11 protein-coding genes are annotated in these 12,918 nt (G+C 67.4%); 7 read left to right on the top strand and 4 right to left on the bottom strand.

Going from position 1 to position 12,918, the window contains the following annotated elements; genetic code table 11:
* Positions 1 to 9 precede the first annotated feature (9 nt).
* A complete protein-coding gene (locus tag AC5P7A_RS06215; protein WP_495219955.1) occupies positions 10 to 1,482 on the bottom strand; it encodes a transglutaminase-like domain-containing protein in 1,473 nt (490 codons plus the stop codon).
* Between the two features lie 132 nt (positions 1,483 to 1,614).
* On the opposite strand from AC5P7A_RS06215, the gene AC5P7A_RS06210 reads away from it, so the two are divergent.
* The 6 genes from AC5P7A_RS06210 to AC5P7A_RS06185 all read left to right on the top strand — a co-directional run bounded on the left by AC5P7A_RS06210 (position 1,615) and on the right by AC5P7A_RS06185 (position 8,017).
* Entirely contained in the window at positions 1,615 to 3,054 is a 1,440-nt protein-coding gene (locus AC5P7A_RS06210; RefSeq protein WP_126411641.1) for a C40 family peptidase, read from the top strand.
* Entirely contained in the window at positions 3,051 to 4,145 is a 1,095-nt protein-coding gene (locus AC5P7A_RS06205) for a dipeptide epimerase (RefSeq protein WP_014645715.1), read from the top strand. Before AC5P7A_RS06210 ends, AC5P7A_RS06205 begins: the two co-directional genes overlap by 4 nt.
* A 514-nt stretch (positions 4,146 to 4,659) precedes the next feature.
* A complete protein-coding gene (locus tag AC5P7A_RS06200) occupies positions 4,660 to 5,508 on the top strand; it encodes a MurR/RpiR family transcriptional regulator (RefSeq protein WP_014645714.1) in 849 nt (282 codons plus the stop codon).
* Between the two features lie 15 nt (positions 5,509 to 5,523).
* On the top strand, positions 5,524 to 6,285 hold the full coding sequence (locus tag AC5P7A_RS06195; RefSeq protein WP_329768408.1) for a L,D-transpeptidase family protein: 762 nt from the start codon (positions 5,524 to 5,526) through the stop codon (positions 6,283 to 6,285).
* Complete coding sequence (locus AC5P7A_RS06190) at positions 6,282 to 7,583, top strand: APC family permease (RefSeq protein ID WP_329768407.1); 1,302 nt, start codon at positions 6,282 to 6,284, stop codon at positions 7,581 to 7,583. Before AC5P7A_RS06195 ends, AC5P7A_RS06190 begins: the two co-directional genes overlap by 4 nt.
* A 110-nt stretch (positions 7,584 to 7,693) precedes the next feature.
* Positions 7,694 to 8,017 (top strand): hypothetical protein, encoded by a 324-nt coding sequence (locus AC5P7A_RS06185; protein ID WP_053495439.1) that lies wholly within the window; start codon positions 7,694 to 7,696, stop codon positions 8,015 to 8,017.
* Between the two features lie 107 nt (positions 8,018 to 8,124).
* Here the strand turns inward: AC5P7A_RS06185 and yiaA are convergent, their stop codons facing one another.
* On the bottom strand, positions 8,125 to 8,577 hold the full coding sequence (gene yiaA, locus AC5P7A_RS06180; RefSeq protein WP_014645710.1) for an inner membrane protein YiaA: 453 nt from the start codon (positions 8,575 to 8,577) through the stop codon (positions 8,125 to 8,127).
* Positions 8,578 to 8,746: 169 nt separating this feature from the next.
* Between yiaA and AC5P7A_RS06175 the strand changes: the two genes are divergently transcribed.
* Complete coding sequence (locus AC5P7A_RS06175; protein ID WP_495219954.1) at positions 8,747 to 9,913, top strand: PQQ-dependent sugar dehydrogenase; 1,167 nt, start codon at positions 8,747 to 8,749, stop codon at positions 9,911 to 9,913.
* Positions 9,914 to 10,023: 110 nt separating this feature from the next.
* On the opposite strand, the gene AC5P7A_RS06170 is transcribed toward AC5P7A_RS06175, so the two are convergent.
* Positions 10,024 to 10,575, bottom strand: coding sequence for a hypothetical protein (locus AC5P7A_RS06170; protein WP_049441418.1), 552 nt, complete (start codon positions 10,573 to 10,575; stop codon positions 10,024 to 10,026).
* A 128-nt stretch (positions 10,576 to 10,703) separates the two neighbouring features.
* Positions 10,704 to 12,878, bottom strand: a complete 2,175-nt coding sequence (locus tag AC5P7A_RS06165; RefSeq protein WP_014645707.1) for a glycoside hydrolase family 3 N-terminal domain-containing protein — start codon at positions 12,876 to 12,878, stop codon at positions 10,704 to 10,706.
* Positions 12,879 to 12,918: the final 40 nt, after the last annotated feature.

The raw sequence follows: 12,918 nt of genomic DNA, 5'->3' as shown, positions 1-12,918 counted from the left end.
TGTGTCGCGCTAGCGTTGCCTGGCTGGCAGTACCCGCCACTGGAAGTCGTAGCTCCATTGGTCGAAGTACAGGTTGCCGCCTGCCCACTCGGCCTCGCCGCGCTGCGAGTCGACCGTTTCCGAGCGGAAGTGCTGCTTGGCCGGCACGAGGGGCTGGCCGAAATCATCGTTGAAGGCGATGCGGTAGCCATCGAGGCCACCCAGGTAGAAGTTGCGCAGGGCCGGCACATCGCTGGCCAGTGCGCCGGTGGTCACGTCCATCGGCAGCCAGCCATACGGCGCCAGGTAGACCTGTCCCCAGTCATGCAGGTTGTTGTAGCCACTGCCATCGTCGGAGAACACCATGCCCGACTGCCAGCGCGCGGGAATGCCATTCAGGCGCAGCAGCGCGATCAGCAGCAGGGTCTGCTGCCCGCAATCGGCATGGCCGGAACGCAGCGCGTAATCGCTGATGTTGCTGAGCGTGGAATATTCGCGCGCACCGGCCCAAGGAATACGGTCGACCGCAGCAAACAGCTTGCGCACCACTTCATATGGGCGCGTCTCGCCCTGCAGCACCTGGTCGGAGAACAGCTTCAACGCAGGGGTGAAGCGCACATGCGGCAGCTGCTCGGCCAGATACGGCTTCAACGCCGTATCGGCCGGGGTCGGTTGCACCACGGCCGGGTCGATCGCGGTGTGCCGGGCGAAGATCGTGACCGCGTAGCGGATCTCGAAGCGGGTCGGCTGCCCGGCCACCGCTTTGGCCTCCAGATAGGCCGTGCGTTGCAAGGTGCTGGCCGGTGCCACCCGCGCCTTGCCTGGGCTGCTGCCCAGCCACTGCACCTGCTCCTGCTGGCCGGGGATCTCGCGTGGGTACGGAATCCAGGCACGCACGGTTTCGCCGGCCGGCACGGCATCGGCCTTCACCGTGAGCGATTGGGTGAATTCGATACGCTGCGGCAGCACCGACGCCCGGCCACTCTGTTCGGCCGCGGCAAGCACGCGCGTGTGGTGCGCGTTGAGCACTTCGTTGGGCCCTGGAGGCGGCATCGGTGCATCCGCACGGCGGCGTGCGCGTGCTTCGTCGCTGAGCAGGAACAGGTTCGACGGTGCGCGCTTGAAGTACCAACGCTCGCCATCGATATCGAGATGCTCGATCAGGCCAAGCTGGTCCCAGCGCGCGAATTCCTCGTCGGTCAGGTCGGGAATCCAGCGGCGCACGGCAGACTTGGCGGCGGTTTCGTCGAGGGAAAGATCCAGGCGGATGCGGCGCATGCGCTCACGCTGGAACGCGCCTTCGGCAGCATCGCTCCCTGTCGCCAGCAACGCATCGGCGTCGCTGAAGCGGCCGCCGTCGATCAGGTCGATCACCTGCGCCTGGCGCGCACGCTGCTGGCTGCTGCGCCCGTCTGCCGCCTGCGTGACCGACACCCACAGCAGCAGCGCGGCACACAGGCCGGCAGCAGCAGGCAGACGCGGTTTGCGAATGGCAGGATCCACAGCGACACTTCCCCAGCGCGGGTGGTAACGGCTGTGTAACACGGACCGGGATGCCGGTCAATAATTTATTCTTGCTTTCGATGCCGAAAGGAATAAATATTCCACAAGGCATTCGAGGAGGGTGTGCACCGCATGAGCCTGGCTTCCCGCGAACGGCACCGGCATTGGCCGCGCCGCTTGACCTTGGCCCTGTGCCTGCTGGCCGCACCGGCCTTTGCACAGGCCGCCCCGGCGCCCGATCCCGGCGCACCGCTGCCCTATGTGATCGGCCTGCACGAGGCCTACCTGACGCCGCAGTACTGGGCGGCGCGTCTGGACAACGCCGATGCGCCGATCCTGGATCGCGCGCAGATCGAGGCGCAGAACGCACGGATGCGGGCGCAGGACAGCCACATCCAGGACATCGCGGCGTTGCCAGCCCAGCTTGATGGGGCGACGGTGCGTGCCAGCATCACCGCGCTGTCGAGCTGGCCCACGCGCACCCTCTACAGCGACAAGGGCACGCCCATCGCGCCGGCCCTGCGCAGCGCGATCGAAGCCAACCTCGGCCTTGATGCGATTCCCGCCCAGGTGGCACCGGCCTACGGGCTGGTGGTGAAGCGTGCCGCACTGCGCACCTTCCCCACCCGCGAGCGCGTCTTCAGCACCGTCGGTGACACCGACATCGACCGCTTCCAGGAATCGGCACTGTTCCCCGGCGACAAGGTCGCCGTGGTCCACCGCAGTGCCGACGGCCGCTGGCTGTTCGTGCACAGCGAGCGCTACAGCGCGTGGATCGAAGCCGACGCCATCGCCAGCGGCGACAAGGCCACGGTGCTCGGCTACGGCGCGAAGGGACCCTACCGGATCATCACCGGTGCCACCGCGCAGACCGCCTACACCCCGGAAGAACCGCGTGTCTCGCGCCTGCAGCTGGACATGGGCGTGCGCCTGCCGGTGCTGGCCGACTGGCCCGCGTCAGAACCGGTGAACGGCCAGCAGGCGCACGCATCGTGGGTGGTGCAGCTGCCGGTACGCGAGGCAGATGGTCGCCTGAAACTGGTACCGGCCCTGCTGCCGCGCTCGCAGGACACCGCCGCCGACTACCTGGCCCTGACCCCGCGCCTGTTGCTGCAGCAGGCCTTCAAGTTCCTCGGCGAGCGCTACGGTTGGGGCCACGACTACGACACCCGCGACTGCAGCGGTTTCGTCTCCGAGATCTACCGCAGCTTCGGCGTGCTGCTGCCACGCAATACCAGTGCACAGGCGGTCAGCCCGGCGCTGGATCGCCTGCCGTTCACCGGCAAGGACGGCAAGGCACTGCGCGACCGTGCCGTCACCGACCTGAAGGTCGGCGATCTGGTCTACATCCCCGGCCACGTGATGATGGCCATCGGCCACGTCGACGGTCGTACGTGGGTGATCCACGATACGGCGGGCGGCAGCTGGTTCGGTGCCGACGGCACGCGCGTGCAGGCCCATCTCAATGGTGTTTCGGTCACGCCGCTGGAGCCGATGATGGCCAGCGATACCGTCCGCTACATCGACCGCATCACCAACATCCAGCGCCTGCGGGCCAAGACTCCTGAATGAAGATCACCGCCATCGAACTGGGCATGCTGCGCGTGCCGTTGAAGACACCGTTCAAGACCGCCCTGCGCACGGTGGAAACCGTGGAAGACGTGGTGGTGCTGATCCGCACCGACACCGGCAACACCGGCTATGGTGAAGCCCCGGCCACCGCCGTGATCACCGGCGATACGCACGGCTCGATCATCGAAGCGATCCGCCACTTCATTGCCCCGCGCCTGATCGGCCAGGACGTGGTCAACCTCAACCACCTGTGCACGCTGGTGCAGACCGCGATGGAGCGCAACACCAGCGCCAAGGCGGCGGTGGAGATCGCGCTGTACGACCTGTGGGCGCAGCTGCACGGCGCCCCGCTGTACCAGATGCTCGGTGGTGGCGACCCGGTGATCACCACCGACATCACCATCAGCGTGGACTACATCGACAAGATGGTGGCCGACTCGCTGTCGGCAATCGAACGCGGCTTCGAGTCGCTGAAGATCAAGGTCGGCAAGGACATCGGCCTGGACATCGAACGGGTCAAGGCGATCCATGCCGCCGTGGAAGGCCGCGCCCTGCTGCGCCTGGACGCCAACCAGGGCTGGACCGCCAAGCAGGCAGTGCATGCGATGCGTACCCTGGAAGACGCCGGCGTGGTGCTTGAACTGCTGGAGCAGCCGGTGAAAGCGGCCGACATCAGCGGCCTGAAGTACGTCACCGACCGCGTCAACACGCCGGTGATGGCCGACGAAAGCGTGTTCAGCCCGAGCCAGGTGATGGACCTGATCCAGCAGCGCGCGGCCGACATCATCAACATCAAGCTGATGAAGACCGGCGGCCTGTCCAACGCGATCCGCATCGCCGACATTGCCGGCATCTACGGCGTGCCGTGCATGATCGGCTGCATGATCGAATCGAGCATCAGCGTGGCCGCCGCCGTGCACCTGGCCGTGGCCAAGAGCGATGTGATCACCAAGGTCGATCTGGACGGCCCCTCGCTGGGCCAGTTCGATCCGGTCAGCGGCGGCGTGCATTTCAACGAATCGGAGATCAGCATCAGCGACGTGCCGGGGCTGGGCATCACCGAAGTGCGCGGGCTGGAGATGCTGGGTTGATCTCTGCCTTGCGGCTGACGTTGCCTGCCACTGACGCTGGGTCGCGCGTTACTTTTCTTTTCGCGAAAAGAAAAGTAACCAAAAGAAACGCTCCGCCGGCCGCGAGCCGGTGCTACGCACCGGTTCCCTGCGCTCCTCGGCCCGTCGAGGGACGGCGCGGGAACTCGCTGCGCTCAGACACCCGCGCCTCTTCGCCCTCACCGGACCTGCGGTGCTCGGCTCGCTACAAGGCGGACTCAACGTCCAATGCAACAGCTGCACCCAGTAGATCCACGCCACGCGTGGAAGCGCTTGTTTTTGCCCTACCCCGTAATCCCTTCGCGGCTGGCACGCGCGCGATGTGTCCAGGGTCGGGCGGGTGGGGCTTGCGGGGGTGTCCGCCGCATGGATGCGGCGGCCAAGCCTACACGGACGTACTTGCGGCGTCCCCCGCAATCCCCACCCGCCCGACCCACCCCATAATTCGCTTTATGCGGCCAACCGCAACGCCTTTGCAGACCCCCGGACACCCCGCATGCCGCCCCTGCTGAAGATCCGCACCGAGCGTGGGCAGATGTCGGCCATCGAGCGCCGCATCGCCGACTTCATCCTCGACAACGCCCACCTGCTGCGCGACTACTCCTCACAGCAGCTGGCCAGCGCGCTCGGCATCAGCCAGTCCAGCGTGGTGAAGTTCAGCCAGAAGCTTGGCTTCAAGGGCTACCCGGATCTGAAGTACTCCATCGGCCAAGATGTGGCCCGCGCCGGTGCCGATCCGCAGCAGGCGCCCGACGAACCCGACAGCGGCGATGACTACCAGCGCCTGGGCGAGGCCCTGCGCCGCAGCAAGGCCCAGGCCGAGGAGGAAACACGCCAGGCCAATCCACGCGGGGAGATCGAGCGCATCGTGCAGCTGCTCGACGGCGCACCAAAGCTGTTCGTCTACGGCCTGGGTGACGACGGCCTGTTCGCCCGCGAGTTCGCCATGCGGCTGTCGCTGCTCGGACTGCTGGTGGTGCCGCATACCGATCCGATCCTGATGCTGGCCAACCTCTCGGCCGCACGCCCCGGCGATGCGCTGCTGATGTTCTCCGAGTTCGGCAACCTGCCCCAGCTTTCACAGTTGTCGCGGCAGTTCCAGGACATGGGTGGCAAGGTGATTTCCATCACCCGCCACACCGCCAACCCGCTGCGCGCGCATGCGGATGCGGCACTGGCGGTCTGCGCCCATGACCGCACGCCACAGGTCGCGCAGCTGCTGTACCGTAGCGCCATGCACGCCCTGCTCGATTTCCTGTTCGTGCTGCTCTGCCACACCAATCCGGATCGCCAGCAGCAGCTTGCGGTGAACCTGGAGCGGATCGACCACCTGCTGGATTCCTGACCGGAGCGCACGTTGATGAGATCGCTGGTCCGCCTTGCCACCACCGCACTGCTGCTTGCTGCGGCGGTGTCTATTCACGCGGCGCCGCTGGATGGCGCGCGCCAGCTGATCGTGGTCACCAGCGATGGCTGGGACAGCACCCAGGGGCAGCTGCAGGCCTATGTGCGCGACGGCCAGGGCTGGCACACGCACGGACAGGCGTTCCCGGTCGCGCTCGGCCGAACCGGCAGCGCCTGGGGCCTGGGCCTGCATCCGGCACAGGCGGATGGCCCGCAGAAGCAGGAAGGGGATGGCCGCAGCCCGGCCGGCATATTCGCGCTCGGCAGTGCGTTCGGCTATGCCGTCACCCGCCGCGGCACTGCCATGCCCTACCAGCCGATGCTGGACAGCAGCTACTGCATGGACGTACCCGGTTCGCCGTTCTACAACCGCATCGTCGATGAAAAGAAGGTCGGCAATGCAGCGGTCAAGGGCTCCACCGAGCCGATGCGGCTGGACCTGCACAACAAGGGCGACGTGCGCTACCGGGAAGGCTTCATCATCGCCCACAACCCGGACAACCAGCCCGGCAAGGGCAGCTGCATCTTCGCCCATCTGTGGCGCCAGCCCGGCGAGGCCACCGCCGGCTGCACGGCCATGCCGCAGGAACGCATGCAGGCACTGCTGGACTGGCTGCGGCCGCAGGACGCGCCGCGTTTCGTGCTCCTGCCGCGCGCGGAGTACAAGCGCCTGCAGGCGCAGTGGCAATTGCCCGCGCTGGCCGGAGACGTCCGTTGAGCACGCAGGACGAACCGCAGCTGCAACGCGCGGTCAGCCGCTGGCAGATCGTCGGCCTGTCGATCAACGATGTGATCGGCAGCGGCATCTACCTGCTGCCGGCCGCCACCGTCGCCCTGCTCGGCCCCTTCAGCCTGTGGGGCGTGGTCGCCGCTGGCATCGTCGTCGCGCTGCTGGTGCTGTGCTACGCGCAGGCCGCCAGCTACTTCGATGAACCCGGCGGCAGCTACCTGTATGCACGCGAGGCGTTCGGGCGCTTCGCCGGTTTCGAGATCGGCTGGATGATCTGGCTGACCCGCATCAGCTCGGCCGCTGCGCTCAGCAACGCGCTGGCCGACGCGGTTGCGCGTTTCTGGCCGTGGGCCGATGCCGGCCTGGGCCGCATCGCGGTGATCGTGGTATCGCTGGGCTTCCTCACCGGCATCAACATCATCGGCGTGCGCTCGGCCGCGCGTACCGGCGTGGTGCTGGTGATCGGCAAGATGCTGCCGCTGCTGCTGTTCGTGGCCATCGGTGCGTTCCACATCGACCCACAGCTGGCCTTCTCCGGCCAACGCCCGGACCCGCATGACCTGCAGCGCATGGGCGAAGCCGCCTTGCTGCTGCTTTACGCCTACGCGGGCTTCGAGAACATCCCGGCCGCCGCCGGCGAGTACCGCAATCCGCGCCGCGATATTCCGTTCGCCCTGATCACCATGATCATCACCGTCACCGTCATCTACGGCGCGGTGCAGGTGGTGGCGCAGGGAACGCTGGCCGACCTGTCCAGTTCGGCCACCCCGCTGGCCGATGCCGCCGCCGGTTTCGGTGGCGAAGCACTGGCGCTGATCCTGACCGTCGGTGCCACCATCTCCATCCTCGGCACCAACAGCAACACGATGATGATGGGCCCACGCTTCCTGTTCGCACTGGCCCGCGATGGCTACGGCCCGAAGATCCTGGCCCAGGTGCATCCACGCTTCCACACCCCGGCCGCGTCGATCCTCTGCCAGGGCCTGATCGCGCTCGGCCTGGCCCTGTCCGGTTCGTTCGTGCAGCTGGCCCTGCTGTCGATGACGACGCGCCTGTTCGCCTACATCGGCACTGCCGCAGCAGTCCTGGTACTGGCCAAGCGCTACGCCGACCGCCCGGGCGCCTTGAAGCTGCCCGGCGGGCCGTTGATTCCGGTGCTGGCGCTGCTGCTGTGCCTGGCGCTGTTCGCCAGTGCCAGCTGGCAGAACATCGCTGCTGCGCTGGTGGCGTTCGCCATCGGCGCGGTGATCTACACGCTGCCGCGAAAGGATACCGATGCCGGATGACCGATAGCGCCGGGCCATGCCCGGCGGATTGATCTGGTGATCACGCTGCCGGACCGGGCCGTTAACCGCCACACAGGCACGATCGGGCTTCGTCCACAACGGAGCCTTCCATGACCGAGTACCAGATCCCCGGCCGCGTACCGGACGACAGCACGCCGCGCGACGCGGTCAGCAACTACTGGCGCGAGCGCTACACGGCCGAGCCGTACTACGACGACCAGCTGTTCTTCGAGGACTACGAGCCGGCCTACCGCATCGGCCACGGCGCGCGTGCACAGGACATGATCCGCGCCTATGAACAGGTCGAGGCCGAGCTCGAATCACGCTGGGCCAACGAACGCGGCCGCAGCCGCCTGGACTGGGCGCAGGCACGCAATGCGGTGCGTCGTGGCTGGGAGGAGGCACAGCTGGCGGATCCGCGGCTGGCACGATAGCGCCAGGCTTCTGTAGAGCCGAGCCTACGCTCGGCTCTCGCACCTCGTCTGTAACGTCGAGCCACGCTCGACTGAGCCGAGCATGGCCCGGCTCTACACCGGATCGATCACTCCTGTTCCGGCAGCGGCGGCACGATGGCGCTGCGCTTGCTCTCGCCCCCACCGGCGGCGATCAGGTCGCGGGTGTTCTTCTGCACCGCCACCGCGCCGAACAGCGACAGCGCATACGCCATGCCATAGAAGCCCTTCTCACTCGGCGCCAGCGTGGCATTCCACAGGCCGACCAGCAGCAGCATCAGCGCCGACAGCAGCGCGAACCAGCACAGCGCGTAGTACAGGCCACTCACCGGAATGCCTTCGACGCGGTCGCGCACGCTCTTCTGCAGCGACACCGCCGCGAACAGGCCGAACAGCAGCAGGGTCAGGTAGTAGCCCTTCTCGTTGAGCGCCATCGTGGCGTTGAACAGGCCGATCAGGTACGCCGCCGCCCCCAGCAGCAGGGCCACCCAGGAGGCGGCGATGAAGGCGGTGGACGGCTTGTGGGGCATGGCAGTGTTCATTGCAGGTCCTTGGCAGGCAGGCGGGCACGCTTTGCCCGGGCGTGCCCACCCTAGACGATCCCGCCGCGCTCGCACAGGGGGGCGCAGGACCTTCGGGCCACGACGCTCACGGCGCCGGTGGTATACAAGGGACAGCCCGGCCATCCGCATCCCCGCACTGGAGATACCCATGACCCGCACGCCCCTGCTGCTCGCCCTCGGCCTTGTGCCGATCCTTGCCACCTCCGCCTGCAATGCCGCCGATCCGGCCGCCAACGGTGCGCAGACCGCCACGGCGGCCTCTGCCGCCACCGACCAGCGCCCGTTCAACGCCACCGAAGTCAGCCGCTTCGACCAGCCCTGGGCGATGACCTTCCTGCCCGGCGGCAGCCTGCTGGTCACCGAAAAGCGCGGCAAGCTCCAGCACCTGGACCCGGCCAGCGGCCAGAAGCACGAGATCACCGGCGTTCCGAAGGTCGCCTATGCTGGCCAGGGTGGTTTCGGCGACATCATCCTGCACCCGGATTTCGCCCGGAATCATGTCGTTTACGTCAGCTATGCCGAGGAAGGCACGCTGGATACCCGCGGTGCCGCCGTAGCCCGGGCCACGCTGGCACTGGATGCCAACGGCGGTGGCCAGCTGAAGGACCTGAAGGTGATCTGGCGGCAGAGCCCCAAGGTCAGCGGTGAGGGTCACTACGGGCATCGCCTCGCCTTCGGCCCGGACGGCAAGCTGTGGATCAGCTCCAGCGAGCGCCAGAAGTTCGATCCGGCCCAGGACATGGGCAGCAACCTCGGCAAGATCATCCGCCTCAACGACGATGGCAGCCTGCCCGCCGACAATCCGTTCGCGTCGCAGGGCGGGGTGGCCGCACAGGTCTGGTCGCTGGGCCACCGCAACATCCTCGGCATGGCCTTCGATGCCAACGGCAAGCTGTGGGCGCACGAGATGGGCCCGGCCGGCGGCGACGAACTGAACCTGATCGTGCGTGGCGCCAACTACGGCTACCCGATCGTTTCCAACGGTGACCATTACGACGGCCGGCCGATTCCCGACCACGATACGCGCCCGGAATTCGCCGCGCCGAAGGTGACCTGGACGCCGGTGATCTCGCCGGCCGGCTTCGTGATCTACAGCGGCAGCCTGTTCCCGCAGTGGAAGGGCAGCGGCTTCATCGGTGGCCTGTCGTCCACCTCGCTGGTGCGCGTGGCCTTCGATGGCGACAGCGCGCGCGAAGCCGAGCGCTTCAACATGGGCGAGCGCATCCGCGAAGTGGAACAGGGCCCGGACGGCGCGCTGTGGCTGCTGGAAGACGGCAGCAAGGCGCGCCTGCTGAAGCTCACGCCGAAGACCTGAGGTAGTGCCGGCCGCTGGCCGGCACCCTGGATCCTTCCGGCATCCTGCGGTTGCCGGCCAGCGGCCGGCACTACCCTTGCCAAACGGCCCCGCACGCGGGGCGTCTGCATTCATTGGATGGTGATGACCTTCACCTCGGTCTTCGTGCAGGCCTGGTCCAGGCACTGGCCGCTCAACCACACCTGGCCGCTGCCGATCATCACGCCCTGCTGGTTGACGAACACCTTGCCGAAGTCCTGCTCGGACACCGCCTTGACCACCTCCGGCGTGATGATCTTCTCGTAGTTGCGCTGGAACTCTCCGGGGCCGGAGATCTTCTTTCCGCCGCTGATGTTCAAGGGGAATCGCACTTCCTCGACCACCGCAGCGCGATCACCGCCGACCACGGCGGCCTTGAACGCATTGAAGACCTTTTCGAACTGCGCGGCATCGCCGAGCAGCGACTCGATGCGCGCACGCGCATCCTCGGCGGACACCTCGGCTGCCGGTGCGGCAGGTGCAGCGGCGGCTTCGGCAGCCGGCGCCGCCGGTTCAGCCGCAGGTGTCGAAGCAGCACTGGCCTCCATCGGCGGCGGCGCATCCGCTGCAGGCTCGGCCGGCGGCGCCGGCTGCGAACAGGCCGCCAGCAGCAGGGCGGGAATCAGGTAGGCCATCCGGCGCATGCGCGCACTCCATCGAACAGGAGGCCCGATGGTAGCGCCGCCACAGTGAGGACCACAAAAAAGGGGACGGAGGGGATTAAGTCGTTTTGGCACAAACGACTTAATCCCCTCCGTCCCCTTTTTTTCGATCAGGCCTTCAGCAGCTCGAACTGCACCGCTTCGCCGGCGGCCGACGAGGCACAGACCCACAGGTCGAACTGGCCCGGCTCGGCACGCAGCACGCCGTCGCGGCCGGTGAAGGCCAGTTGCTCGCGGGTCAAGGTGAACACCACTTCGGCTGACTCGCCCGGCTGCAGCGCCACCTTGCGGAAGTCCTTCAGTTCACGCACCGGACGCACGCGGCTGGCCACGCGATCATGGATGTACAGCTGCACCACTTCCTCGCCCGCCACGCGGCCGGTGTTGGTCAGCACGGTGGTGATGGTCAGGGTGTCGTCCCAGCCGAGCTGTGCCGTGCTCAGCTGCGGCACGCCGTAGGCGAAGGTGGTGTAGCCGATGCCATGGCCGAACGGGTACAGCGGTTCATTGGGAATCTCGCGCCAGCGCGCCTTGAACTCCGACATGGTCGGCAGTTCCGGACGGCCGGTGCGCGGGTGGTTGTAGAAGTACGGCTGCTGGCCGGACACCTGCGGGAAGCTGACCGGCAGGCGGCCGGACGGGCTGTAGTCGCCGAACAGTACATCGGCCACGGCATGGCCGGTCTGCGTGCCCAGGTACCAGGTCACCGCCACGGCCTGCGCATTGCGCACTGCGCCCTGCAATGCCAGCGCGCGGCCATTGCGCAGCAGCACCACCAGCGGCTTGCCGGTCATCGCCACGGCCTCGGCCAGCGCCTGCTGTGCCGGCGGCAGGGTGATCTCCACGCGCGACTGTGCTTCGCCGCTGTAGCGCTGCGGTTCGCCCAGCGCCAGCACCACCACGTCGGCACGCAGTGCGGCAGCCACAGCGGCTTCCGTGCCGCCCGGAATCGCGGCTTCCAGTTCGCAGCCCGGCACGATTTCCAGCAGCGCTTCGTCGCCGATGGCGGCACGCACGCCGGTTTCCAGGTCCACGTAACGCTGCTTGTCGCCGAACAGCGTCCAGCAGCCTTCGATGTTCTCGCGGTCCTGCACGAACGGGCCGATCAGCGCGATCTTCTGCCCGGTCTTCTGCAGCGGCAGCACGTTGTCACGGTTGTTCAGCAGCACGATCGAACGCCGCGCGGCATCGCGCGACAGTTCGTCATGCGCGGCAATGTGCGAGGTATCCGCTTCGCGCGCCGGGTCCAGCGAACGGTACGGGTCGTCGAACAGGCCGATGGTCTCCTTCAGCCACAGGATGCGGCGCACGCCTTCATCCAGCACCGCCATCGGCACCTCGCCGCTCTCGACCAGGCCGGGCAGGTGCTCGGCATAGAAGCCGCTCTGCATGCTCAGGTCCAGGCCGGCGGTGAACGCCTTGGCCGTGGCATCGCGGTCATCGGCGGCGTAGCCGTGCGCGACCAGCTCCATGTCGGCGGTGTAGTCGGAGATCACCACGCCCGGGAACTTCCATTCGCCGCGCAGGATGTCGGTCAGCAGTTCGGCATTGGCACTGGCCGGCACGCCATTGATGTCATTGAACGAGGACATCACGGTGATCGCGCCGGCCTCGAAGGCGGCCTTGAACGGCGGCAGGTGCACGTCGCGCAGGGTCTGCGGCGAGATGTCCACCATGTTGTATTCCATGCCGGCCATCACCGCGCCGTAGGCGGCGAAGTGCTTGGGCGTGGCCAGCAGCGAATCGGCCGCACGCAGGTCGCTGCCCTGGAAGCCACGCACGCGGGCGGCGGCGAACGCACAGCCCAGCACCACATCCTCGCCGGCACCTTCGGCGCCACGGCCCCAGCGCTGGTCGCGGGCGATGTCCACGGCCGGCGCATAGGTCCAGTGCAGGCCCGCGGCGGTGGCTTCGATCGCAGTGGCGCGCGCGGTGCGCTCGGCCAGGTCCGGCTCGAAGCTGGCGGCCTCGCCCAGCGGAATCGGGAACACGGTGCGCATGCCGTGGATGACGTCGGCCGCCAGGATCACCGGGATACCCAGGCGGCTCTCCTCGGTGGCGACCTGCTGGATGCGGCGGCCCAGTTCGGCGCCCACACCATTGAACAGCGAGCCGACCTTGCCCTCGCGCACCTGCTGCAGCACCTGGTCGGCATTGCGCACGTTGGCTTCCGGGTTCACGTCCGGGGCGAACGGGCGGACCATGTCCGCGAAGACACCCAGCTGGCCGACCTTTTCCTCGACGGTCATCTGGGCAATGAGGGATTCGATGCGATCGGAGGCCACCGGCAGTCCTTGATGAAAACGTTTACAAGCCCGGCATTCT

Source organism: Stenotrophomonas sp. YJH_SMC_65, from assembly GCF_059369475.1.
The sequence above is the reverse complement of the archived record's forward strand: the minus strand, read 5'-3'. Positions and strand labels throughout refer to the sequence as shown.

What these genes read in the sequence shown, in the direction of transcription:
- yiaA (WP_014645710.1), bottom strand. Translation starts at nt 8,577, where the DNA reads ATGAACACTGCCATGCCCCACAAGCCGTCCACCGCCTTCATCGCCGCC.
- AC5P7A_RS06200 (WP_014645714.1), top strand. Translation starts at nt 4,660, where the DNA reads ATGCCGCCCCTGCTGAAGATCCGCACCGAGCGTGGGCAGATGTCGGCC.
- AC5P7A_RS06210 (WP_126411641.1), top strand. Translation starts at nt 1,615, where the DNA reads ATGAGCCTGGCTTCCCGCGAACGGCACCGGCATTGGCCGCGCCGCTTG.
- AC5P7A_RS06170 (WP_049441418.1), bottom strand. Translation starts at nt 10,575, where the DNA reads ATGCGCCGGATGGCCTACCTGATTCCCGCCCTGCTGCTGGCGGCCTGT.
- AC5P7A_RS06185 (WP_053495439.1), top strand. Translation starts at nt 7,694, where the DNA reads ATGACCGAGTACCAGATCCCCGGCCGCGTACCGGACGACAGCACGCCG.
- AC5P7A_RS06195 (WP_329768408.1), top strand. Translation starts at nt 5,524, where the DNA reads ATGAGATCGCTGGTCCGCCTTGCCACCACCGCACTGCTGCTTGCTGCG.
- AC5P7A_RS06175 (WP_495219954.1), top strand. Translation starts at nt 8,747, where the DNA reads ATGACCCGCACGCCCCTGCTGCTCGCCCTCGGCCTTGTGCCGATCCTT.
- AC5P7A_RS06205 (WP_014645715.1), top strand. Translation starts at nt 3,051, where the DNA reads ATGAAGATCACCGCCATCGAACTGGGCATGCTGCGCGTGCCGTTGAAG.